This is a genomic window from Microvirga sp. 2YAF29 (assembly GCF_052114605.1).
In the GTDB taxonomy this organism is placed as follows: Bacteria; Pseudomonadota; Alphaproteobacteria; order Rhizobiales; family Beijerinckiaceae; genus Microvirga.
Window position 1 is genome coordinate 247,097 of the sequence record NZ_JBFRFB010000006.1, and the last position, 22,212, is coordinate 269,308.

The following is a 22,212-nucleotide window of genomic DNA, read 5'->3' on the forward strand; positions in this document are numbered from 1 at the left end:
AAGCACCGACCGGCTCTCCTCCCCCATAAGCCTCGGGCTTGCCCGAGACTTGTCTTGCTTTGACGCAAGTCGGGAACACCCGACTTGCGCTGGGGAGGAGTTGGAGGTGGGGGTGGCGGCGACGAACTGGACCAGCGTGCCGCCGCCACCCCCACCCTGGCCCTCCCCACAAGGGGGAGGGAAACATGTGCTTTATCCTTCTCCGGCCAGATCCTCAGGATGAGGACGGAGAGCAATTCTGCCCAAGAAAAAGCCCGACACGAGGCCGGGCTTTTCATTTCGTCTCAAGCTCTCAGCTTACGCCACGAACTGGCCGTGACAGTGCTTGAACTTCTTGCCTGAACCGCAGGGGCACGGCTCGTTGCGGCTGACGCGGCCCCAGGTGTTGGGGTCGTTCGGATCGCGCTGGGCGCCCGTGGACGGGTCGATGGCAGTGGCGGCGAACCCTTGAGCTCCACCTTCGCCGAAGGCCGCACCTTGCGGCATGTCGAACTCGTTTTCGCCGGTGGCGGGATCGAGATGCTGCGGGAACATGGGCGGGAGCGTTGCGGCTTCAGGCTGCTGGAACACGACCTGGATGCGCATAAGCTGGCCCGTCACCTGCTCGCGCAGGTGGCCGACGAGATTGTTGAAAAGCTCGAAGGCTTCCGACTTGTACTCGTTCAGCGGATCGCGCTGGGCGAGACCGCGCCAGCCGATGACCTGACGCAGGTGATCGAGCGTGACGAGGTGTTCGCGCCAGAGATGATCGAGGCTCTGGAGCAGAACCTGCTTCTCGACATAGTTCATGACCTCGGCGGAGTTCGCCTCAACGCGCTGGGCGTAACCCTCGTCCGCTGCCTTGGTGATGCGCTCGCGGATCTCGTCGTCGGCGATGCCTTCTTCCTTCGCCCATTCCTCAACCGGCAGATCGAGGTTGAGGAAGTTGACGACGTTCTCCTTGAGGCCAGCCACATCCCATTGTTCGGCATAGGCGTTCTGGGGGATGGCGCGGGCCACGACGTCTTCGATGACGCCGTGGCGCATGTCGTCGATGGTCTCGCGCACGCTCTCTTCCGCCATGAACTCCTTGCGTTGTTCGAACACGACCTTGCGCTGGTCGTTCATGACGTTGTCGTATTTCAGGATGTTTTTGCGGATGTCGAAGTTGCGCGCCTCGACCTTCGCCTGCGCGCGCTCGATGGCCTTGTTGATCCACGGATGGATGATGGCCTCGCCTTCCTTCAATCCGAGCTTCTGCAGCATGCCGTCCATACGGTCGGAGCCGAAGATGCGCATCAGGTCGTCCTGCAGCGACAGGTAGAACTTGGAGCGGCCCGGATCGCCCTGGCGGCCCGAGCGGCCGCGCAGCTGGTTGTCGATGCGGCGTGACTCGTGGCGCTCGGTGCCGAGCACGTAGAGACCGCCAGCAGAAAGCGCACGCTCCTTGAAGGCGGCAACCTCGTCGAGGATCTCTTTCTCGCGGCGGGTGCGCTCTTCTCCCTCGACGCCGACCAGCTCGCGCTCGATACGCATCTTGGCGTTACCGCCGAGCTGAATGTCGGTGCCGCGGCCTGCCATGTTGGTGGCAATCGTGATCGCGCCCGGCACGCCGGCTTGGGCGACGATGAAGGCTTCCTGCTCGTGGAAGCGGGCGTTGAGCACCGCGAAATGCTTCGTGCCGCGACCGGCGCGCGCGTCCTTGTAGAGCGGCTCCAGCGCCTGCGGGTTTTCGAAGTCGATGAGCTTGTAGCCTTCCTTGACGAGAAGTTCGGCGAGCATTTCCGACTTCTCGATCGAGGTGGTGCCGACGAGGATCGGCTGGCCCTTGGCGGACGCCGCCTCGACATCGCGGATGACCGCCTTGTAACGCTCCTCGACCGTGCGATAGACCTCGTCGTCATCGTCGATACGCGACACGGGACGGTTCGTCGGGATCTCAACCACATCGAGATTGTAGATCTCGAGGAACTCGTCCGCTTCCGTCGCGGCCGTGCCGGTCATGCCGCCGAGCTTGCTGTAAAGGCGGAAATAGTTCTGGAAGGTGATGGAGGCGAGTGTCTGGTTCTCGGGCTGAACCTGCACGTGCTCCTTGGCTTCGAGCGCCTGGTGCAGACCTTCCGAATAACGGCGGCCCTGCATCATGCGGCCGGTGAACTCGTCGATGATCACCACTTCGTCGTTGCGGACGATGTAATCCTTGTCGCGCTGGAACAGGGTGTGGGCGCGCAAAGCCTGGTTCATATGGTGCACGAGCGTGGCGTTCTGAGCGTCGTAGAGATCGCCCTCCGTCAGGAGGCCGAACTCACGCAGAAGCTGCTCGATCTTCTCGGTGCCGTCTTCGGTGAGCGCCACCGAGCGCTGCTTCTCGTCGAGCTCGTAATCGATCTTGTCGAGGCGCGGGATGACCTTGTCGATGGCGTTGTAGAGTTCGGAGCGGTCGTCGAGGGGGCCGGAGATGATGAGCGGCGTGCGCGCTTCGTCGACGAGGATCGAGTCTACCTCGTCAACGATGGCGAAGTTGTGCCCGCGCTGGACCATCTGCGCCATCTCGTACTTCATGTTATCGCGCAGATAATCGAAGCCGTATTCGTTGTTGGTGCCGTAGGTGATGTCGGAGGCGTAGGCCTGGGCGCGCTCGGCATCGTCGAGGCCGTGGACGATCACGCCGACGCTCATACCGAGGAAGCGGTAGATCTGACCCATCCACTCGGAGTCGCGCGTGGCCAGGTAGTCGTTGACCGTCACCACGTGGACGCCCTTGCCGGCGAGCGCGTTCAGGTAAACGGGAAGCGTGGCGACCAGGGTCTTGCCCTCGCCGGTGCGCATTTCGGCGATGGAGCCCTCGTGGAGCACCATACCGCCGATGAGCTGCACGTCGAAATGGCGCTGGCCGAGCGTCCGCTTGGCGGCCTCTCGGACCGTGGCGAAGGCGGGGACCAGGATATCGTCCAGGGTCTTGCCGGCTGCGAGCTGGGCCTTGAACTCTTCCGTACGGGCACGAAGCTGCTCGTCGGTCAGGGCTTCCAGCTCAGGCTCGAGCGCGTTGATGGCCGCAACCTTGGGCCGGTAGGACTTCAGCCGGCGTTCGTTGACCGAGCCAAAGATTTTCTTCGCGAGAGAACCGAACATCGAGAGCCTTCGAAAATTCCAGAATTCCAGGGGAACGGGCGATTTGAGCCGCCTTATAGACCTAATTACGCCGGTGCGCATCTTAAAGGCTGCGCCATTCAGGCACAGCTTTAGCCCTACGAGACGGCCTCGAAAAGGCCACGCTATGCCGGATGCTGTGGCATAGATATGCCGTCGCTTGCAAACGTAAACACGTTAGGCCATCTGATCGGTGCTGTCAGTGGGCCGCTTTTTGCCCGCCAGAGGAATATACATGTCGCCATCATCGGTTCTCAAAACCCTTCTCGCCCCAGGTCTTGTTATTCTGGGAACGGCCCTGCCCCTCGTGGCCGGCGCCGCCCTCGCTCAGACCCCTCCGGCCGCGCAGACCCCTTCGCCGGCAACCTCCCCGGCCGCTGTCCCCGCCATCGACCCCTCCAAGGTGGTCGCCCGGGTGAACGGCGTCGAGATTACGGAAGGTGACCTCGCCATAGCAGCCGAGGATCCCGGCCTCCAGATGCCGAACGTCCCCGATGAGCAGAAGCGGGAGCTTCTCACCGGCTACATGATCGACCTGAAGCTCGGCGCCAAGGCCGCCGAGGCGGCCAAGGTCGGCAGCGGGGCGGAATTCGCCCGCAAGCTGGCCTACACCCGCGACAAGACCCTACTGGACGAATACCTCAACGAGACGGCCAAGAAGGCCGTGAACCCCGAGGCCGCCCGCAAGCTCTATGAGGAAACCGTCAAGAGCGTGCCCGCCGAGCAGGAAGTCCGCGCCCGCCACATCCTCGTGGAGAACGAGGACGAGGCCAAGGCGATCGCCACCCGCGTGAAGGGCGGCGAGGATTTCGCCAAGGTTGCCGGCGAGGTCTCCAAGGACCCCGGCTCCAAGACCGATGGCGGCGATCTCGGCTTCTTCACCAAGGACCGCATGGTCGAGCCCTTTGCTGAGGCCGCCTTCAAGCTCGAGCCCGGCCAGATCTCCGACCCCGTGAAGAGCCAGTTCGGCTGGCACGTGATCAAGGTCGATGAAAAGCGCGCCAAGCCCGCCCCGACCTTCGAGGAGACCAAGGATCAGGTGGAAACCTATCTCGGCCGCAAGGCCCAGCAGGACCTCATCGTCGGCCTGCGCAAGGACGCCAAGATCGAACGCCTGGACGACAAGGGCAATCTTGTCGAGCAGAAGCAGCCGTAAGGTCTGACCAATCGCATTGCTGAAAGGGCGGCCTTGAGGGCCGCCTTTTTTGTTGATGGGTTCTCCACATCGCTCTGGAAGGTCGAGCCGCCATTCAAGTCACGCGGTTCCCAGCCTGTCATGAAGACCTTCGTCTATGGCAGACTGGGTCGACGAGGGCACAGCAGACGCGTTCCTCGCTTTCCTCCGCGGCACTTCAGCAGCTTTGACTTGACAAAAACCTCCGAAAATCCACAGGTCGCAGTTCCTAACGGTATTCCATCCGCAGATTTTTTCGAGACCCACAGCATGTCCAAGACCGTGTCTCCGCTGGCACCCAAGTCGTATCCCACCCTGCCCGCCATCGACGGCGTCAGGATCGCGACGGCGGAGGCCGGCATCCGATACAAGAACCGGACGGACGTGCTCTATGTGACGCTGCCCAAGGAGACGACGGTGGCGGGCGTGTTCACGCGCTCGAAATGCCCGTCCGCTCCCGTGGATTGGTGCCGGAAGAATCTCACTAAGGGCACCGCGCGGGCGCTTGTGGTGAATTCCGGCAACGCCAATGCCTTCACTGGCAAGACCGGCGCTGAAGCCGTGAAGCTGACGGCCGATATCGCGGCCGAGGCCGCCGGCTGCCGCGCCTCGCAGGTCTTCATCGCATCCACCGGAGTGATCGGCGAACCGCTCGATGCCACGAAGTTCGAGGGCGTGCTTGCAGCTTGCGAGAAGAAGGCCAAGCCCACCGCCTGGCTCGATGCGGCCAAAGCCATCATGACCACGGACACCTTCCCGAAAGTGGCGACCCGCACGGCCACCATCGGCGGCGTCGAGGTCACGATCAACGGCATGGCGAAGGGCGCGGGCATGATCGCGCCGGACATGGCGACGATGCTCTCCTTCATTTTCACCGATGCGCCGATTGCGGCGCCCGTGCTTCAGGCGCTGCTCAAGAAGGGCGCCGACAAGAGCTTCAACTGCGTGACGGTGGACAGCGATACCTCCACCTCGGACACGCTGCTCTTCTTCGCGACCGGCGCCGCCGCCGCAAAGGGCGCGCCCGCGATCTCGCTGCCGAGCGACCGCCGTCTCAAGGAATTCCGCGCGGCGCTCGAGGATCTGCTCATCGACCTTGCCCAGCAGGTGGCCCGCGACGGTGAAGGCGCGCGCAAATTCGTGACCGTGAAGGTGACCGGAGCCACGGGCGCCGCATCCGCCAAACGCATCGCGATGGCGATTGCGAACTCACCCCTGGTGAAGACGGCCGTTGCCGGCGAGGATGCCAATTGGGGCCGCGTGGTCATGGCTGTTGGCAAGGCGGGCGAGCCCGCCGAACGCGACAAGCTCGCCATCTGGTTCGGCGATATTCGCGTGGCCGTGAAGGGCGCGCGCGATCCCGGGTACAGCGAGGCGAAGACGACCGCCTATATGAAGGGCGACGAGATCACGATCCGCGTCGATCTCGGCCTCGGCCGCGGCGAGGCCACGGCCTGGACCTGTGACCTCACCAAGGCTTATGTGGAAATCAACGGCGATTACCGCAGCTGATCAGGGCGTCACGGTGACCTTGCGCTTGATGGAAATGCGCATAGGACCGCCGTATTGGTCCTTCCCCAAGATGGTGTAGGTAAACTCGTCGGCACCCTGATATTTCGGTTTGGCGACGTAGTAAGGCCGCAGGTTCTCCACGCCGGCCCGCCCGGTCTTGGGAGGCTGCGTGATCTTCACATCCTCGATCATTCCGGGAATGCCGTTGACGTTGAAGGAACATCCCGTGCCCGCATTCACCGTCATTGGACCCTCGACTTCAACGATGTTGCCGTTGAAGTAAACGGGAGGAGCGGAGCATCCGGCCTGGACCTGGGTTGTCAGGGCGGACAGAGACAGCAGGCTCAAGGCCGCCAGCGATTTGATCTTCATTTGTGTGGACTCATTCAAGGGGCTTACATGTTATTGAGTAACATATTTCCGTTTGCCTTGGCTATTCGCCCAATTGTCATGAACAGCGAAATCTGATGTGTGGGGAACATACCATGACCACAAACCCGCCTCTCAAGCTCACCCTCGTCGTCGCCGTCGCCCTGATCGACGCCGACAACCGCATTCTTCTGGCCCAGCGTCCGGAGGGAAAGCAGCTGGCGGGATTGTGGGAGTTTCCCGGCGGCAAGGTGGAGCCGGGCGAGCGGCCCGAAGAGACGCTCATCCGCGAGCTGCACGAGGAACTCGGCATCTCCGTGAAGGAGCCCTGCCTCGCGCCGCTGACCTTCGCGAGCTTCGCTTACGAAACCTTCCACCTTCTCATGCCGCTCTACATCTGCCGCCGCTGGGAGGGCTTCGTGCAATCCATGGAAGGCCAGGCGCTCAAATGGGTGAAGCCGCAGGAGCTGCGGCAATACCCGATGCCGCCGGCGGATGAACCGCTGATCCCCTTCCTGCTCGATCTCCTCGGCTCCTGAAACCATCATGCCCTCGCACCCTGCCGGAGGCTCCTCCGCCCCGACGCCCGGCTTCATTCTCGCCAGCCTGCTGATCTGCTCGGCTCTATGGGGCAGCGCCTTCCTGTTCGTGAAACTTAGCGGGGATTTGAACCCTTTCGTGCTCGCGGCCATGCGCGGGCTGCTCGGTGCGGTGTCGCTCGCGGCCTGGTTTGCCTTGCAGGGCAAGAGCATCCTGCCGCAGCGCCATGAATGGCGCATCTGGGCATTTCTCGGCACCTTCAACGGCTGGCTGCCGAACGTGCTCGTCGCCTTCGCCCTGAGCCAGATCGCAACCGCTCCCGCCGCCATGATCCAGGCATCGTCGCCGCTGATCGTCGCGCTCTTTTCCCACATGCTGTTCGCGGATGAGAAGCTGACGCCGCAGCGGTTCATTGGCGTGCTCGTGGGCTTCGTCGGCATGGGCATCCTGATCGGTCCCGCAGCACTGCCGGACAGTGGCATCAGCCTTGCCGGAATCGTCGCCATGTTCATGACCGCATGCAGCTATGCCTCGGCGAATATCTATGTGCGCACCGTCAAGCATGCGGACCCGGCGCGCATGGCGCTGGGCCAGCAGATCACGTCGGGAACCGTGGCAACCTTGCTTGCGCTCGTGATGGTGGGCCCTGCGGCCTTCGTGCCGGTCCCCACCCATGCCGCGCCATTGCTGGCGTTAGGCGTGCTCTCGACGGCGCTGCCGATCCTTCTGTTCATGCATCTCATCCGCCGCACCGGCCCAACACGCGCGTCCATGGTGGGCTACCTCGGGCCCGTCTGGACGATTCTTCTCGCGGTGCTGTTCCTGAATGAACATGTGGGCTTTCGCGAGCTTGCCGGCGGCGCGGTTGTGCTTGCCGGCGTGGCGCTGGTTTCGTTCAGCGGTCGGTTGAGAACAATTCGCTGAGCGCCCTGCGCGCCTCGGGCGGAATTTCGACAGGGCGCTGCGTCTCACGATCCACATAGACATGAACGAAGTGCCCCTGCGCGGCGGCGAATTCCGCACCTTCCTTGAAGATGCCGATCTCGTAGCGCACGGAGGAGCGCCCCAGATGCGCGACGCTGATGCCGGCTTCGAGCTTTTCGGGGAAAGCGGCGCTCTCGAAATACGCACAGCCCGATTCGACCACGAGGCCGATCACCGGGCTGTCGCCGATGGAGAGCAGGCCCTTCTCCACGAGCAATCCGTTCACGGCGGAATCGAAATAGGAATAGTAATGCACGTTGTTCGCGTGCCCATAGGCGTCGTTGTCCATCCAGCGCGTGGTGATGGGCCGGAAGACGGGGTAGGTGGAGCGATGGCGACGTGTCGGTTTAGTGCTCACCACGCCGCCTCATAGATCGCGCGCGCATCTTGCAGTGTGACCGGGCGCGGATTGTTCACGAGAAGCCGCGTCTGCTTCATCGCATCTTCCGCCAGCATCGGCAGCGCATCCTGCGGAATGCCCACATCGCGCAGGCGTGGCTGCAATCCGACCCTGCCGCAAAGACCGGCGATGGCTTCGGCGAAAGCCGCTGCGGAGACTTTTCCTTCGCGATCGGGAAACACGTAAGGCGCGAGCTCGGCATAGGTGTCCTCGCAGGCACTGGCATTGAAGCGCAGCACATGCGGCAGCACGAGCGCGTTCGAGAGGCCATGCGGCACGCCGAAATGTCCGCCGATGGGATAGGCCAGCGCATGCACCGCCGCCACCGGCGAATTCGCGAAGGCCTGGCCCGCGAGCATGGAGCCGAGAAGCATCGCCGCCCTCGCCTCCTTGTCCGCGCCGTGATGCACCGCGCGCTCGATATTGCGGCCGAGCAGGCGCAAAGCCTCCCGCGCGAGCGCCTTTGATACGGGATTGTTGTTGGCGCTCACCGAGGTGTAGGCCTCGATGGCGTGCACCATCGCGTCGATGCCCGTTGCCGCCGTCACATGCGGCGGCAGGTTCACGGTGAGGTCGGGATCGAGCAGCGCGATATCGGGGATGAGAAGCGGCGAGACCACGCCCTTCTTCTCATGCGCGCCGGTGGTGACGATGGAAATGGGCGTGACCTCAGAGCCGGTGCCCGCCGTCGTCGGTATGGCGAGCAGCGGAAGGCGTGGACCCTTAGCTTCGCCGACGCCATAAATCTCAGGCAAATCCTCGCCGCTCCGCACGAGAAGCGCGACGAGCTTCGCCACATCGATGGAGGACCCGCCGCCGAAGCCGATAACCGCCCGCGCATCGAAGGCTTTCGCCTTGGCGACAGCCGCCAGCACCACGTCTTCCGGCGGATCGGCCACCACCCCGTCGAACACATCGACGGCGATGCCCGCCTCTTCCAGAATGGTCAGCGCCCGCGCGACGAGACCGGTCTTCACCAGACCGGCATCGGTGACGAGCGCCACACGGGCGCCGAGCCTTTGGGCCGCGACCTCACCCAACTGAGCGATGCAGCCTGGGCCCGCGATGAGCGAGGGAACCGTGTTGAAGGTAAATGACGACATGAGGCATTTCCTTTGCCGCCGGAGATTGCCTGAAAAGAAGCCGATCCGGCAATGCACATCCTGTCAGCCATTGGGAGAATACTGATTATCAGAGCCGCATTTTTTGACGGCGAACAGGAGCCGCTTCGCCGAAAAATGCTAGTCGCCGAACTCCTCTATGGCATCGACCTTCTCGGGATAAAACGCCACATGCTCCCTAATGGCGGCGACGGACTTTGCAGGCTCCTCGTAGCTCCAGGCCGCGTTCTCGCGCACGAGCCCGCCGCCATTGACCGTGAAATAGGAGGCGTCACCCTTGTAGGGGCAGTGGGTGTGGTGATCGGTGGAGTCGAGGAGATCCATGTGCACATCCGCCCGGGGAATGTACTGCACGGCTGGTAATGTCGCTTCCTGGAGGGTCAATGCCTGCGTGGTTTCGGCGACGATGAAGCCGCCGAGCATGACCCGGATGCGGTGCGGATTAGGCGTGATCGTGATCGGATGATCCGGGCCGGGTTCTTTCATGACACACCATTCTCCAGAAGGTCTTTTGGAGAACGAAAAATCGCGTGCTTAAGTTGCAGCCGGCGCTGAGCCGATACGAAAGATCATTCCTCGCGCGGCGTCGGAGTTGCCCCGTTCTTGCCGCCGAGCGCATCCGCGAGCCGCATCTGGGCCGAGCCCGGCTTGAGGGGCTTCTGCTGGCTCTCGTGCGGCGTCCAGCCGGACAGCCAGATAATCTCGAAGGTCGCGGGAATGCGCCCGTCGGACTCGGCGAAGCGCTCCGCGTATATCTCTGCCGCCCGCAGCAGGGTGCCGCGTCTCAGAAGCGTGCGGCGGCGGTCGTTGAGGGCATTGGTCAGCCCCATCCGGCGCAGGTCGCGCATGAGGGCGAAAGCATTGGCATAGCGCACGCGGACGATATCCGTGTCGGTAACCGGCAACGCGAAACCCGCGCGCTGGAGCAGGCCTCCGATATCCCGCAGATCCGCGAAGGGTGCCACGCGCGGGCTCACACCGCCTTCGAGTTCGGATTCGGCCTGGGTCATCGCCTGGCGCAGCTCGGTAAGGGTCGAGCCGCCGAGAAGCGCGCCGATGAACAGGCCATCGGCTTTCAGTGCGCGGCGGATCTGGATGAGCGCGCCCGGCAGGTCGTTCACGCCCTGGAGCGCGAGCAGGGAAATCGCCAGATCGAATTGCTCACCGGAAAACGGCAGCCGCTCCTCGTCGCCATGGATCGCACCGGGCTCAGGCGAGGGCGAAAGGCGCACGACCTTCTCCACGCGCCCGCTGCGCATGAGGGCCTCGCTGGCGAACGGGGTCGGCGTTCCCACATCGAGCGCCAAGGGGAAGGGCCGCAGCACCGCGGCAAGCCTCTCCTCCAGGTCCTCTACAGTGCGAACCAGCAGAAAATCCGCATAGCCCTCCTTCATGGCCCGCGAGAGGCGGCGGCGGACAAGGGCGCGGTCGAAGACGAGAGGTGTGCTCATAAGGTGCTCGATATGGCGTGGAATGAGGGCGGAGCCAAGGGAATTTCGTGACCTGCCACTTCTCCCCACGTCGTCACCGGCCTTGTGACGGTGATCCTGGCTTCAACACCCACCGACCTCATCCTGAGGAGCCCACGCAGTGGGCGTCTCGAAGGATCGTCCAGTGGTCTCTGGAGACGCCCTCGTCCTTCGAGACAGCGCTACGCGCTTCCTCAGGATGAGGGCTAAGGTGAGAAAACGTGGATGGCCGGGGCAAGCCCGGCCATGACGGCATTGAGAGCCATGGCCTCTCGCCCTTCACCTTGCCACCCGCTAAGCTTGGCGAATGTCCGACGCTTCCCAAGCGCAGCAACCCTCATTCCCCTCCCGCCTGCGCCACGCGGCGCGGGCGGTGTCGCGCATGTCCTTAGGCCTCCTCTACCCGCCCACCTGCATCGCCTGCCAAGCCGCCACCGGCGAACCTCACGGCTTATGCGCGACGTGCTGGGCAGGCATGCGCCTGATCGAGCGTCCATTCTGCGAAAGGCTAGGCATTCCGTTCCAGGTCGATCTCGGCCAGCCCCTGCTCTCGCCTGCGGCCATCGCCGATCCGCCCGTGTTTCAGCGCGCCCGCGCGGTCGCGGAATATGACGGCACGGCGAGCCTGCTCGTGCACCGGCTCAAATATAACGACAGGCTGGAATTCGCGCGGGGCCTCGGCGTCATGATGGCCCGGGCGGGAAGCGAGCTTTTGAGCCATGCGGAGGTGATCGTGCCCGTTCCGCTCCACCGCTGGCGACTCTGGCGGCGGCGGTTCAACCAGGCCATGGCCCTGGCCAGGGTGGTGTCGGAGGAAAGCCAAGTCCCCTGCGATCCTTTTCTGCTGGCCCGCGTCAAGCGCACACGGCGACAGGTCGGGCTCACCAAATCCCAGCGGCAGGAGAACCTGCAAGGGGCCTTCCGCGTGCCCGACGAGGCCAAGGCGCGGCTCAAGGGAAAGCGGGTGCTTCTCATCGACGACGTGCTCACCACCGGCGCCACCGCCAATGCCGCCTCGCGTGCGCTTTTGCGCGGCGGCGCGGCCTCGGTCGATATTTTAGCCTTCGCCCGTGTGGGACAAGAGTTGTGAACCGGCGTTGAATCTTCCTATATCTACCGCAACTCGGAGACAGCCATGCCGTCCATCACGATCTACACCAAGGGCTGGTGCCCCTATTGCTCGGCCGCCAAGAAGCTTCTCGACGACAAGGGCGTCGATTTCACAGAGATCGACATCGAGAAGAAGCCCGAGGCGCGGGCGGAGATGATCCAGAAAGCAAATGGCCGCACCACCGTGCCGCAGATCTTCATCGGCGACAGGCATGTGGGCGGCTGCGATGATCTTTATGCCCTCGACGACCGGGGCCAGCTCGAGCCCATGCTTCAGGCCTGACGGAGACTTTTAATGACCCCGACCCGCTTTACCGCCGCCTGCGTGCAGATGCGTTCCGGCCGCGACGTCCTGAAGAACCGCGATGCTGCGGTAGCTCTCGTCCGCGAGGCCGCCGACAAGGGCGCCCATTTCGCCCAGACGCCGGAGATGACCTCCCTCGTCTGCCGGGACCGGGCGGAGCTGTTCGACAAGGTCGGGCCGCAAAGCGGGGATCCAGTACTCGCCGCCCTGCAGGAGGTGGCTCGGGACAAGGGCATCCACGTCCATATCGGCTCGATTGCCGTGAAGGAGGGCGACAAGGTCGCCAACCGCGCCTTCCTGATCGACACGGACGGCGAGATCGTCGCGTCCTACGACAAGATCCACCTCTACGACGTGGATTTGCCGAACGGCGAGAGCTGGCGGGAATCGGCCACCTATTCCGGCGGCACCCATGCGGTGGCCGCGCCCCTGCCCTGGGGGATGCTCGGCATGACCATCTGCTACGATGTGCGCTTCGCGGCCCTCTACAAGGCGCTGGCCGAGAACGGCGCGTCGTTCCTCTCCGCGCCCGCCGCCTTCACCAAGCAGACCGGCGAGGCCCATTGGCATGTGCTGCACCGGGCGCGCGCCATCGAGACCGGTTCCTTCATGATCTCGGCGGCCCAGGGCGGCCTGCATGAGGATGGCCGCGAGACGTTCGGCCATTCGATCATCATCGACCCATGGGGTCGCGTGCTGGCGGAAGCAGGTTCCGAGCCCGGCGTGATCCTCGCCGAGATCGACCCGGCCCTCGTCACGGAGGTGCGCGGGCGCATTCCGACCTTGAAGAACGCGCGGCCCTTCAAGGTCGAGGTCGTGCCGGAAGCCGGCGCCATCGGACAGGCTGCAACCGCGTAAGATTTGAACTTTAAAGGACATGATCAAATACGCCCTGGCCTGCGAGCAGGCCCACGCATTCGAGAGCTGGTTTCCTTCGAGCGAGGCGTTCGAGACGCAGCGCAAGCGCGGCTTCGTGACCTGCCCGTTCTGCAACTCGCCCAAGGTCGAGAAACAGATCATGGCGCCTTCCGTGACACGCACGGACAAGGCGGTACCGGCGGCGGCATTGCCGGAACAGCCGCAACCCGTGGCCGTGCTCTCGGATCAGGCGCGTGAACTGCGCGCCGCTTTGCGGGCTTTACGCGAACACGTGATGAAGAACTCCGAAGATGTGGGCAAAGGCTTCGTCGAGGAAGCCCGCAAGATGCATTACGGTGAGGCGGAAGAGCGCTCGATCTACGGCGAAGCCGACATGGAGGAAGCCCGCTCCCTTCTTGAAGAAGGCATCGACGTGCTGCCGCTGCCCGTCGTGCCGGACGACAGGAACTAGGCTCACCGTTTCACGATTACGCTTGAACAAGAGTGACAAGCGGAGCGGCGTTTGACCGTTTTCTTCACCAGCGACACCCATTTCGGCGATCCGCGCGTATTGCGGATCGACAAGCGTCCGTTCAAGATGATTCCCGAACATGACGCGGCCCTCATCGCTAACTGGAACGACACCGTCTCGGCAGATGATGAAGTCTGGCACTTGGGCGATTTCGCGCTGCATGTTCGTCCGGAGCGGATCGATGAGCTGCTAGGCCTCCTCAATGGCCGCAAGCACCTGATCACCGGCAACAACGACGGTCCGGAGACGCTTGCGGCGAAGGGCTGGGAGAGCGTGCAGACCTATGCGGAGCTCATGCTCGATGGCCATGCCCTCGTCATGTGCCATTATGCTTTTCGCACCTGGAAGAACATGGGACGCGGCTGGATCGACCTGCACGGCCATTCCCATGCCAAGCTCAAGCCCCAGACCCGGCAATACGATGTCGGCGTGGACGCTTTCGATTATCGTCCCGTCACGCTCGAAACGATACTGGCCTCCCAGGCGCGCCGGAAGGCCGGTGTTTGAACCTGAAATTGTTGGAAGCCAAGCCTCTCAGATGCGCGAGGCGAGGAGCATGTAATTGACCGAAAGGTCCTGCGACAGCGACCATGTATCCCGCAGCGGATTGTAGGCCACGCCGGTCAGGTCATGAACCGAGAACCCGGTTTTGCCGATCGCTTCGGACAATTCGTCGGGGGTGACGAACTTGTCCCATTCGTGCGTCCCCTTGGGCAGCCAGCCGAGAATGTATTCCGCCCCGACGATGGCGGAGGCGAACGAACGCAGGGTCCGGTTCAGCGTCGCCATGGCCAGGCAGCCCCCGGGCTTTACCGCTTGGGCGCAGGCATTCACGAAGGCCTGCACATCGGCCACGTGCTCCACCACCTCCATGGCGAGCACCATGTCGAAGGTCTCACCCTTGGCGACCACGGCTTCCACGGTCTCGTTCCGGTAATCGACGGGCACCCCTGCCTGCTCCGCATGAAGCTGAGCCACCGAGATGTTGGTGGGCGCGGGGTCGAGCCCGGTCACCTTGGCTCCGAGCCGGGCCAGCGGCTCCGAGAGCACACCGCCGCCGCAGCCGACATCGAGAATCGTCAGGCCTTCCAGGGAACGGGCGGAGCGCGGGTCGCGGCCAAAGCGCCGGCAAGCCTCGTCGCGGATATAGGCGAGGCGCACCGGATTGAACTTGTGCAGGACCTTCATGGGCCCGTTCGGATCCCACCACGTCCCGGCGATCTGCTCGAAGCGGGCGACCTCGGCCGGGTCGATAGTGGTGGCTGCGCCGTCGGTCATGAAAACTTAGTTCCCTAAAGGCAAGAAATGGTTCGGCCGCGTTGACAGCCGGTTCCCCTCCCGTCATGTATACGCGCCTTTTCGCCCCGCGAAGGGCAAAATTTTTCCCTGACCTTGATCGGCCTTCTTCGCATGCCCCGTCTTGTCATGAAGTTCGGCGGTACATCCGTCGCCACCGTAGAGCGTATCCGCAACGTGGCGCAGCACGTCAAACGCGAGGTCGAGGCCGGCTACGACGTGGCCGTGGTCGTTTCCGCCATGTCGGGCAAGACCAACGAGCTTGTCTGCTGGGTGAAGGATGCCTCCGCCCTTTACGACACCAAGGAATACGATGTGGTCGTGGCTTCGGGCGAGCAGGTCACCTCCGGCCTCCTGGCCGTGGCCTTGCAGGAGATCGGCATCAAGGCCCGCTCCTGGCAGGGCTGGCAGATCCCGATCATGACCTCCGACGCCCACGGATCGGCCCGAATCGCCGATATCGACGGCTCGAACATCATCGAGAGCTTCGAGAAGAACAAGGAAGTGGCCGTCGTGTCCGGCTTCCAGGGCGTCCACCAGGAGACGAAGCGCATCACGACGCTCGGCCGTGGCGGCTCGGATACGAGCGCCGTCGCGCTCGCCGCCGCCATCGGGGCCGAACGCTGCGACATCTATACGGATGTGGACGGCGTCTACACCACCGATCCGCGCATCGTGCCCAAGGCGCAACGTCTGGATAAAGTTTCATACGAGGAAATGCTGGAGATGGCATCGCTCGGGGCCAAGGTGCTTCAGGTGCGCTCGGTCGAGCTCGCCATGATGCACCGGGTTCCGACCTATGTGCGCTCCAGCTTCGACGATCCCGCCGAGCCCAAGCTCGGCACCCTCATCTGCGACGAGGAAGACATCATGGAACAGCAGGTTGTCACGGGCATCGCCTATTCGCGCGACGAAGCCCAGATTACGTTGCGGAATGTGGCCGACAAGCCCGGCATCGCCGCCTCGATCTTCGTGCCGTTGGCTGACGCCAACATCAACGTGGACATGATCATCCAGGTCGTGTCCGACGATACCACCACGACGGACCTGACCTTCACGGTCCCCTCCGCCGAATACGAGCGGGCCTGCGCGGTGCTCAACGCCCACAAGGCCGAGATCGAGTTCAGGGACCTCCAGGGCGCCACCGACGTGGTGAAGGTCTCGGCCATCGGGGTCGGCATGCGCAGCCATGCGGGCGTGGCCGCCAAGGCGTTCAAAGCCTTGGCCGACAAGGGTATCAACATCCGCGCGATTACAACTTCCGAGATTAAATTCTCGGTTCTGATCGACTCCGCCTATACCGAGCTTGCGGTGCGTACCCTCCACTCGTTATACGGCCTCGATAAAGCCTGATTGACGGCTGGTCCGTCAGCCTGCGACACTTGGAAATAACAACCGCCGGTTCGCCTGCCCGGCACCGTAGGACGGGAACTGTTAAGCTCATGCCCAGCGCTCCCGGCGGTCCGCGCCTTCTGTTGCGCCGACTCCGCGAGATCATGGCGGAGCCGGTGGGAGCGCAGGACCGCCTCGACAAGATCGTCACGCAGATCGCCGCCAACATGGTGGCGGAGGTGTGCTCCGTCTACGTGATGCGCGGCGACGGCGTGCTCGAGCTGTTCGCGACCGAGGGCCTGAACCGGGAAGCCGTCCACCTCACCGTCATGCGCTCGGGCGAAGGCCTCGTCGGCCTCATCGCCTCGACCGCCGAGCCCCTGTCCCTCTCGGACGCGCAGAGCCACCCGGCCTTCTCCTACAAGCCGGAGACAGGCGAAGAGATCTACCACGCCTTCCTCGGCGTGCCGCTGCTTCGCGCCGGCAACACCATGGGCGTCCTGGTCGTCCAGAACCGCACCTACCGGGTATACGCCGAAGAGGAAATCGAGGCGCTGCAGACCACCGCCATGGTGGTCGCCGAGATGATCGCCTCCGGCGAATTGCAGGCGCTTGCCCCGATCGATACAGGCATTGCGCTCCGCCGCGCGGTCTACCAGAAGGGCGCGCCCCTCGCCGAGGGCGTGGGGTTGGGCCATGTGGTGCTTCACGAGCCGCGCGTCGTCATCAAGAACCTGATCGCCGAGAACGTCGAGTCCGAGCTGAAGCGCCTGGACACCGCCATCGGCGAAGTGCGCATTTCCATCGACGAGCTGATCGAGCGGGGCGATGTGGCCCATCACGGCGAGCACCGGGAGGTTCTGGAAACCTTCCGCATGTTCGCCCATGACCAGGGCTGGCTGCGCCGCATGCGCGAGGCGGTGACCTCGGGCCTGACGGCGGAAGCCGCCGTGGAGCGGGTGCAGTCCGACAACCGCGCCCGCATGCTGCGCCAGACCGACCCCTATCTGCGCGAGCGCCTGCACGATCTCGACGATCTCGCCAATCGCCTGCTTTTCCGCCTCATCGGCCGCGACCTGGTGGCCGACCGCAGCACCCTGCCGGAGAACGCCATCATCGTGGCGCGCTCCATGGGCCCGGCTGCGCTCCTCGATTACGACCGCTCGCGCCTGCGCGGCCTCGTGCTGGAGGAAGGCGGGCCGACCAGCCACATCGCTATCGTCGCCCGCGCGCTGGGCATTCCCGCCGTAGGCGAGGTTTCCAATGCCACGTCGCTCACCGAGCCGGGCGATGCGATCATCGTGGATGGCGCGGCGGGCGAGGTGCAGATCCGTCCCAAGCCCGACGTCGAAGCCGCTTACGCGGAAAAGGCGCGCCTGCGCGCCCGGCGCCAGGAGCAATATCTCAAGCTCCGCAACGTGCCCTCCGTCACCAGGGACGGCGCGGCGATTACCCTCAATCTCAATGCGGGCCTCGTCATCGACCTGCCGCATCTCGACGATACCGGGGCCGAGGGCATCGGCCTGTTCCGCACCGAGCTGCAATTCATGGTCGCCGAGCGCATGCCCTCGGCCTCCGACCAGCAGGCGCTCTACGGCGCGGTGTTCGCCGCTGCCGGCGACCGCCCCGTCACCTTCCGCACCCTCGATATCGGCGGCGACAAAATCCTGCCCTACATGCAGGCGGTGGAGGAGGAGAACCCGGCTCTCGGCTGGCGCGCGATCCGCATCGGCCTCGACCGTCCCGGCCTCCTGCGCGCCCAGGTTCGCGCGCTGCTGAAGGCCGCAGCCGGGCGTCCGCTCAAGATCATGTTCCCGATGGTCGCGACCTGCGACGAGTTCGAGCGCGCCAAGCTAATCGTGGAGAAGGAGAAGACCTATCTCTCCAACCACGGCCATCCCCTGCCCTCCGACCTGAAGCTCGGCGTGATGCTGGAGGTGCCCTCCCTCCTGTTCCAGCTGAAGGAGATCTGCTCGCGGGCCGACTTCATCTCCATCGGCTCCAACGACCTGATGCAGTTCCTCTTCGCCATCGACCGCGAGAACCGGCGCGTGTCGGACCGGTTCGACCCGTTGAGCGTGCCGATGCTGCGGGCGCTGCGCATGGTGGCCGAGCAGGCGCAGGCCTATGGCTGCCAAGCGACCCTGTGCGGTGAGATCGGCGGACGGCCTCTGGAGGCCATGGCCTTGCTCGGCCTCGGCTTCCGCTCACTGTCCATGTCGCCAGCCTCCATCGGCCCGGTGAAGGCGATGCTTCTCGCCCTCGATGCCGCCGAGCTTAAAAATTTCCTCCATGACGAGCTTGAGAGCATCGGCAGCGGCGATACGCTGCGCCAGAAGCTGATCCAGTTCGCGGAAACTCGTGGTATCCCGGTCTGATGTCGATTGCGCCTCCCTCCGAACGCCTGAGCGCCATTCTTGCCCGACATGACATCATCATGGCGACGCTCAATGCCGGGCCCGATCCTGAAACCTTCGTGTCCCTCTCCCGCGAGCTGGCGGAGCTCGACGGCGTCGTCGGCGCTATTCGCGCCTATCGCGTCATGGAGGACAACCTGAACGGCCTCCAGGCCATGGTCGACGATCCCGCGATGGATTCCGAGATGCGCTCGCTGGCCGAGGACGAGCTGCCCCAGGCGCGCGAGGATCTGGAGAAGGCCGCGCAGGATCTGCGCGTCATGCTGCTGCCCAAGGACGTGGCGGACGAAAAGAGCGCGATCCTCGAAATCCGCGCCGGCACCGGCGGCGACGAGGCCGCGCTCTTCGCGGGCGATCTTTTACGCATGTATACCCGCTACGCCGACTTGAAAGGCTGGAAGGTCGAGATCGTGTCCGAGAGCGAAGGCACGGCGGGCGGCTACAAGGAAGTTGTCGCCGAGGTCAAAGGACGCGGCGTGTTCGCGCGCCTGAAATTCGAGAGCGGCGTGCACCGTGTGCAGCGCGTGCCCGACACGGAAACGCAAGGGCGCATCCATACCTCCGCCGCAACCGTCGCCGTGCTGCCGGAAGCGGAGGACGTGGACATCGTCATCAACGACGCAGACCTGAAGATCGACACCATGCGCGCGCAAGGAGCGGGCGGCCAGCACGTGAACAAGACCGAGTCCGCGATCCGCATCACGCATATCCCCACCGGCATGGTGGTGTTCGTGCAGGACGAGCGCTCCCAGCACAAGAACCGCGCCCGCGCGATGGCCCTGCTGCGTTCGCGCCTCTACGATGCCGAGCGCACCGCTAAGGATGCTGTCCGCGCCGCCGACCGCAAGTCTCAAGTCGGCTCCGGCGACCGCTCCGAGCGCATCCGTACCTACAATTTCCCGCAAGGCCGCGTGACGGACCACCGCATCAACCTCACGCTCTACAAGCTCGAGGAAGTGATCGCCGGCAACGCCCTCGACGAACTGATCGACGCACTGATCACCGAGCATCAGGCAGCCCAGCTGGCGGACCAGGACTGGGCCGCATGATCGAGGGCGGAATCGAAGGGCTGAGCCATATCACGCTCATCACCCGCGATCTGGAGCGCATGAGCGCGATCATCGAACAGGTTCTCGACGGCAAGCAGGTCTATGCATCGGGCGAGGAGACCTTCTCGCTCTCTCGCGAAAAATTCTTCGTCGTCGGCGGGCAATGGATCGCGATCATGGAAGGCGAGAGCCTGCCGTCCCGCACCTACAATCACATAGCCTTCAAGATCGCCGCGTCGGCTATCGACGCATATCGCGCGCGCATCGAAGAGCTCGGCCTGGAATTCCGCGAATCCCGCCCTCGTATCGAGGGTGAAGGCCAGTCGCTCTATTTCTACGACGAGGACAACCACCTCTTCGAGCTGCATACCGGCACACTGAACGAACGGCTGGAGAGGTACCGGCGGGGTCGGACGGCGTGACAACCCGAGCCCAGGCCCTGAGGGACCTACGCCAGCTTCTCGCCCAGGCCGGTTTCGAGACGGCGGCGCTGGATGCGCGGCTGCTTCTCCTGACGGCTTTGGGCATCGCGGCGACCGATCTCGTGATCCATCCGGACACCGCTCTCACCCCGGAGCAGGAGCAGATTCTGGCCGATTTCACCCGTCGCCGCCTCGCCCATGAGCCGGTGGCGCGGATCGTTGGGGAGAGGGAGTTCTGGGGCCTGCCCTTCCGCCTGTCGCCGGATACACTCGTGCCCCGGCCCGATACGGAAACCGTCGTGGCGACCGTGCTGGAGCTTCTCCCGGACCGTCAGGCCCCTTTGCGGATCGTCGATTTCGGCACCGGCTCGGGCTGCATCCTGGTGGCTCTCCTCTACGAATTGCCGCAGGCCACGGGGATCGGGATCGACCTGTCCGAGGGGGCCTTGAGGACAGCGCGAGGCAATGCCTGGGCCAATGGAGTGGGCGAGCGAAGCCGCTTCGTGGCCTCCCGCTGGGCTGATGCCTTGTCGGGCACCTTCGACGTGATCGTCTCCAACCCGCCCTATATCGCCTCTTCCGTCATCCCCACCCTCGCCGAGGAGGTGCGTGAGCATGATCCCCTCCTTGCCCTCGACGGCGGTCAGGACGGGCTGGAGCCCTACCGAATCCTCTTGGGCGAGGCCAAGCGGCTGCTGGCGCCCGGCGGACTTCTGGCGGTCGAGATTGGATATGACCAGGAAGAGGCTCTTCGAAGCTTGGCAGCGGAAAAAGGCCTTGAAATCCTTAACGTCGCGCACGATCTATCAGGGCATCCCCGGTGTGTCGCCATAAGGCGCTTTTGATCGCAAAATCTGGGTCTTTCTTGTCCCAGGGTGGGATAAAAGCTGAAATACCGCTTGTTGGACCGGGAGGAACCCGCTAGATTCGACCCTAAGACATCGTCATCGGTCGATGAAAAAGCGGTCACTCCATGGAGTGCATGCCGAAAGACCAAACGATATCCATCGCGCAGGCAGGGGCTAATGAACAGCCGGGCGCGATCATCTGAACCCGACACTGAAGGAAAGCGAGGCGCTTGACGCCTTGACCGTACGACAGACGGTTTGCCACGCGAACGGTGGGCATTGAGCCCGTTCGGTGAATTTTGGCTGGCATATCGCGTGGGCTTAAAGAACCAGCGAGGCTCATAGAGCAAGAAAATGAGACCAGGACAGAACAGGCGTATGCGCGGTCGTAACAACAACCGCAACAATGGTGGTAACAAGGGCCCTAATCCCTTGACCAAGAGCTATGAGTCGAACGGTCCGGACGTGAAGATCCGCGGCACGGCTCAACATATCGCCGAGAAGTATAGCCAGCTCGCCCGCGATGCGCAGGCCAGCGGCGACCCGGTTGCTGCGGAGAACTACTTCCAGCATGCCGAGCATTACTATCGCATCATTGCCGCCGCCCAGGAGCAGCTGCGCGAGCAGTACGGCTACCAGCAGCGCTTCGACGACGAGGGCGACGAGGATGGCTTCGGCCAGAACGACCGCCCGAACTTCGAGCGCATGGGCGGCAATGGCGACGACATGGACCCCTCTTCGCAGCCGCAGCCTTACGAGAATCGCGGCGATGGCGAGCGCTCCTCGCGCTTCGATCGCGGCGACCGCCAGGATCGTGGGGACCGTCAGGACCGTGGAGATCGCCAGGATCGCGGTGACCGCCAAGAGCGTGGAGACCGTCGCGAGCGCTTCCCGCGCGACCGCGGACCGCGCCCGGACTTCCAGCGTGACGACCAGCAGCCCTTCGAGGGTGAGCGTCCGGCCCGTTTCGAGCGCGGGGATCGTCCTGAACGTCAGGACCGCCCCGAGCACCAAGACCGTCCTGAGCGTCAGGATCGCCCCGAGCGTCAGGAACGCCCTGAGCGTGGGGAACGGCGCGAGCGCTTCTCTCGCGAGCGCCGCCGCGAGGAGCCTGAAGCTGTCGAGCAGGGTACCCTGCCCGCCTTCCTCACGAACCCGGTGCGTACTGTTGCCCCTGTCAGCGACGAGGCTCCCGCCCCGGTCGCGCAGGATCTCCTGGGCAATGTGGAAGAGGCCAAGGTCCGCGCTCCGCGTCGCCGCCGCACCCGCCGCGACATGGTCGAGGGCGCGACTGAAGAGGCCGGTTTCACGCCGGACGTGGAAACCCCGGCCGCCGAGTAAGGTCG

Annotated in this window: 22 protein-coding genes; 15 read left to right on the forward strand and 7 right to left on the reverse strand. The window is 64.0% G+C overall.

Features of this window, described 5'->3' with window-relative positions; translation table 11 throughout:
• Positions 1-297: 297 nt before the first annotated feature.
• Complete coding sequence (gene secA, locus AB4Y85_RS10715) at positions 298-3,111, reverse strand: preprotein translocase subunit SecA (RefSeq protein ID WP_441984876.1); 2,814 nt, start codon at positions 3,109-3,111, stop codon at positions 298-300.
• A gap of 253 nt (positions 3,112-3,364) precedes the next feature.
• On the opposite strand from secA, the gene AB4Y85_RS10720 reads away from it, so the two are divergent.
• Together AB4Y85_RS10720 and argJ are read left to right on the forward strand one after the other, a co-directional pair.
• A complete protein-coding gene (locus AB4Y85_RS10720) occupies positions 3,365-4,285 on the forward strand; it encodes a peptidylprolyl isomerase (RefSeq protein ID WP_441984877.1) in 921 nt (306 codons plus the stop codon).
• Positions 4,286-4,573: 288 nt separating this feature from the next.
• The gene (gene argJ, locus AB4Y85_RS10725) at positions 4,574-5,815 is read left to right on the forward strand and encodes a bifunctional glutamate N-acetyltransferase/amino-acid acetyltransferase ArgJ (protein ID WP_441984878.1); all 1,242 of its coding nucleotides are present in this window, start codon (positions 4,574-4,576) and stop codon (positions 5,813-5,815) included.
• Here the strand turns inward: argJ and AB4Y85_RS10730 are convergent, their stop codons facing one another.
• Complete coding sequence (locus tag AB4Y85_RS10730) at positions 5,816-6,187, reverse strand: hypothetical protein (protein ID WP_441984879.1); 372 nt, start codon at positions 6,185-6,187, stop codon at positions 5,816-5,818.
• A gap of 113 nt (positions 6,188-6,300) precedes the next feature.
• On the opposite strand from AB4Y85_RS10730, the gene mutT reads away from it, so the two are divergent.
• Together mutT and AB4Y85_RS10740 are read left to right on the forward strand one after the other, a co-directional pair.
• Positions 6,301-6,723 carry an 8-oxo-dGTP diphosphatase MutT gene (gene mutT / locus AB4Y85_RS10735; protein ID WP_441984880.1) on the forward strand — a complete coding sequence of 141 codons (423 nt, stop codon included), beginning with the start codon at positions 6,301-6,303 and terminating at the stop codon, positions 6,721-6,723.
• Between the two features lie 7 nt (positions 6,724-6,730).
• Positions 6,731-7,648 carry a DMT family transporter gene (locus AB4Y85_RS10740; protein WP_441984881.1) on the forward strand — a complete coding sequence of 306 codons (918 nt, stop codon included), beginning with the start codon at positions 6,731-6,733 and terminating at the stop codon, positions 7,646-7,648.
• Here AB4Y85_RS10740 and AB4Y85_RS10745 read toward each other — a convergent pair.
• From AB4Y85_RS10745 to AB4Y85_RS10760, 4 genes are all read right to left on the reverse strand, one after another.
• Entirely contained in the window at positions 7,620-8,066 is a 447-nt protein-coding gene (locus AB4Y85_RS10745; protein ID WP_441984882.1) for an acyl-CoA thioesterase, read from the reverse strand. The genes AB4Y85_RS10740 and AB4Y85_RS10745 overlap by 29 nt on opposite strands.
• A complete protein-coding gene (locus AB4Y85_RS10750; protein WP_441984883.1) occupies positions 8,063-9,211 on the reverse strand; it encodes an iron-containing alcohol dehydrogenase in 1,149 nt (382 codons plus the stop codon). The genes AB4Y85_RS10745 and AB4Y85_RS10750 overlap by 4 nt, the downstream gene beginning before the upstream one ends.
• A gap of 138 nt (positions 9,212-9,349) precedes the next feature.
• Positions 9,350-9,715: a DUF427 domain-containing protein gene (locus tag AB4Y85_RS10755; protein ID WP_441984884.1), complete on the reverse strand. Its 366-nt coding sequence runs from the start codon at positions 9,713-9,715 to the stop codon at positions 9,350-9,352.
• Positions 9,716-9,798: 83 nt separating this feature from the next.
• The gene (locus AB4Y85_RS10760) at positions 9,799-10,680 is read right to left on the reverse strand and encodes a methyltransferase domain-containing protein (protein WP_441984885.1); all 882 of its coding nucleotides are present in this window, start codon (positions 10,678-10,680) and stop codon (positions 9,799-9,801) included.
• A gap of 400 nt (positions 10,681-11,080) precedes the next feature.
• Here AB4Y85_RS10760 and AB4Y85_RS10765 point away from each other — a divergent pair, with 400 nt between their 5' ends.
• The 5 genes from AB4Y85_RS10765 to AB4Y85_RS10785 are packed head-to-tail and all read left to right on the forward strand — an operon-like array spanning position 11,081 to position 14,009.
• Positions 11,081-11,788 carry a ComF family protein gene (locus tag AB4Y85_RS10765; protein ID WP_441984927.1) on the forward strand — a complete coding sequence of 236 codons (708 nt, stop codon included), beginning with the start codon at positions 11,081-11,083 and terminating at the stop codon, positions 11,786-11,788.
• Between the two features lie 45 nt (positions 11,789-11,833).
• Positions 11,834-12,091, forward strand: a complete 258-nt coding sequence (gene grxC / locus AB4Y85_RS10770; RefSeq protein WP_441984886.1) for a glutaredoxin 3 — start codon at positions 11,834-11,836, stop codon at positions 12,089-12,091.
• Positions 12,092-12,103: 12 nt separating this feature from the next.
• Entirely contained in the window at positions 12,104-12,970 is an 867-nt protein-coding gene (locus tag AB4Y85_RS10775) for a carbon-nitrogen hydrolase family protein (RefSeq protein ID WP_441984887.1), read from the forward strand.
• A gap of 19 nt (positions 12,971-12,989) precedes the next feature.
• On the forward strand, positions 12,990-13,442 hold the full coding sequence (locus AB4Y85_RS10780; protein WP_441984888.1) for a DUF1178 family protein: 453 nt from the start codon (positions 12,990-12,992) through the stop codon (positions 13,440-13,442).
• A gap of 51 nt (positions 13,443-13,493) precedes the next feature.
• Complete coding sequence (locus AB4Y85_RS10785; protein WP_441984889.1) at positions 13,494-14,009, forward strand: metallophosphoesterase family protein; 516 nt, start codon at positions 13,494-13,496, stop codon at positions 14,007-14,009.
• Between the two features lie 27 nt (positions 14,010-14,036).
• On the opposite strand, the gene ubiG is transcribed toward AB4Y85_RS10785, so the two are convergent.
• Positions 14,037-14,780, reverse strand: a complete 744-nt coding sequence (gene ubiG, locus AB4Y85_RS10790; RefSeq protein ID WP_441984890.1) for a bifunctional 2-polyprenyl-6-hydroxyphenol methylase/3-demethylubiquinol 3-O-methyltransferase UbiG — start codon at positions 14,778-14,780, stop codon at positions 14,037-14,039.
• A 132-nt stretch (positions 14,781-14,912) separates the two neighbouring features.
• Between ubiG and AB4Y85_RS10795 the strand changes: the two genes are divergently transcribed.
• From AB4Y85_RS10795 to AB4Y85_RS10820, 6 genes are all read left to right on the forward strand, one after another.
• Entirely contained in the window at positions 14,913-16,151 is a 1,239-nt protein-coding gene (locus AB4Y85_RS10795) for an aspartate kinase (protein ID WP_441984891.1), read from the forward strand.
• An 89-nt stretch (positions 16,152-16,240) separates the two neighbouring features.
• A complete protein-coding gene (gene ptsP, locus AB4Y85_RS10800) occupies positions 16,241-18,508 on the forward strand; it encodes a phosphoenolpyruvate--protein phosphotransferase (protein ID WP_441984892.1) in 2,268 nt (755 codons plus the stop codon).
• A complete protein-coding gene (prfA, locus tag AB4Y85_RS10805; RefSeq protein ID WP_441984893.1) occupies positions 18,508-19,596 on the forward strand; it encodes a peptide chain release factor 1 in 1,089 nt (362 codons plus the stop codon). The genes ptsP and prfA overlap by 1 nt, the downstream gene beginning before the upstream one ends.
• Positions 19,593-20,018, forward strand: coding sequence for a FosX/FosE/FosI family fosfomycin resistance hydrolase (fosX, locus tag AB4Y85_RS10810; protein WP_441984894.1), 426 nt, complete (start codon positions 19,593-19,595; stop codon positions 20,016-20,018). The genes prfA and fosX overlap by 4 nt, the downstream gene beginning before the upstream one ends.
• Positions 20,015-20,863 (forward strand): peptide chain release factor N(5)-glutamine methyltransferase, encoded by an 849-nt coding sequence (gene prmC, locus AB4Y85_RS10815; protein WP_441984895.1) that lies wholly within the window; start codon positions 20,015-20,017, stop codon positions 20,861-20,863. Before fosX ends, prmC begins: the two co-directional genes overlap by 4 nt.
• 381 nt (positions 20,864-21,244) lie before the next feature.
• A complete protein-coding gene (locus AB4Y85_RS10820) occupies positions 21,245-22,207 on the forward strand; it encodes a DUF4167 domain-containing protein (protein ID WP_441984896.1) in 963 nt (320 codons plus the stop codon).
• Positions 22,208-22,212 lie beyond the last annotated feature (5 nt).

Excerpts from the sequence above, each read along its gene's own strand:
- ubiG (WP_441984890.1), bottom strand. The coding sequence starts at position 14,780 with ATGACCGACGGCGCAGCCACCACTATCGACCCGGCCGAGGTCGCCCGC.
- AB4Y85_RS10765 (WP_441984927.1), top strand. The coding sequence starts at position 11,081 with ATGTCCTTAGGCCTCCTCTACCCGCCCACCTGCATCGCCTGCCAAGCC.
- AB4Y85_RS10780 (WP_441984888.1), top strand. The coding sequence starts at position 12,990 with ATGATCAAATACGCCCTGGCCTGCGAGCAGGCCCACGCATTCGAGAGC.
- AB4Y85_RS10720 (WP_441984877.1), top strand. The coding sequence starts at position 3,365 with ATGTCGCCATCATCGGTTCTCAAAACCCTTCTCGCCCCAGGTCTTGTT.
- grxC (WP_441984886.1), top strand. The coding sequence starts at position 11,834 with ATGCCGTCCATCACGATCTACACCAAGGGCTGGTGCCCCTATTGCTCG.
- AB4Y85_RS10775 (WP_441984887.1), top strand. The coding sequence starts at position 12,104 with ATGACCCCGACCCGCTTTACCGCCGCCTGCGTGCAGATGCGTTCCGGC.
- AB4Y85_RS10795 (WP_441984891.1), top strand. The coding sequence starts at position 14,913 with ATGCCCCGTCTTGTCATGAAGTTCGGCGGTACATCCGTCGCCACCGTA.
- AB4Y85_RS10750 (WP_441984883.1), bottom strand. The coding sequence starts at position 9,211 with ATGTCGTCATTTACCTTCAACACGGTTCCCTCGCTCATCGCGGGCCCA.
- argJ (WP_441984878.1), top strand. The coding sequence starts at position 4,574 with ATGTCCAAGACCGTGTCTCCGCTGGCACCCAAGTCGTATCCCACCCTG.
- AB4Y85_RS10760 (WP_441984885.1), bottom strand. The coding sequence starts at position 10,680 with ATGAGCACACCTCTCGTCTTCGACCGCGCCCTTGTCCGCCGCCGCCTC.
- AB4Y85_RS10740 (WP_441984881.1), top strand. The coding sequence starts at position 6,731 with ATGCCCTCGCACCCTGCCGGAGGCTCCTCCGCCCCGACGCCCGGCTTC.
- prfA (WP_441984893.1), top strand. The coding sequence starts at position 18,508 with ATGTCGATTGCGCCTCCCTCCGAACGCCTGAGCGCCATTCTTGCCCGA.
- secA (WP_441984876.1), bottom strand. The coding sequence starts at position 3,111 with ATGTTCGGTTCTCTCGCGAAGAAAATCTTTGGCTCGGTCAACGAACGC.
- mutT (WP_441984880.1), top strand. The coding sequence starts at position 6,301 with ATGACCACAAACCCGCCTCTCAAGCTCACCCTCGTCGTCGCCGTCGCC.
- AB4Y85_RS10820 (WP_441984896.1), top strand. The coding sequence starts at position 21,245 with ATGCGCGGTCGTAACAACAACCGCAACAATGGTGGTAACAAGGGCCCT.
- AB4Y85_RS10730 (WP_441984879.1), bottom strand. The coding sequence starts at position 6,187 with ATGAAGATCAAATCGCTGGCGGCCTTGAGCCTGCTGTCTCTGTCCGCC.
- fosX (WP_441984894.1), top strand. The coding sequence starts at position 19,593 with ATGATCGAGGGCGGAATCGAAGGGCTGAGCCATATCACGCTCATCACC.
- ptsP (WP_441984892.1), top strand. The coding sequence starts at position 16,241 with ATGCCCAGCGCTCCCGGCGGTCCGCGCCTTCTGTTGCGCCGACTCCGC.
- AB4Y85_RS10755 (WP_441984884.1), bottom strand. The coding sequence starts at position 9,715 with ATGAAAGAACCCGGCCCGGATCATCCGATCACGATCACGCCTAATCCG.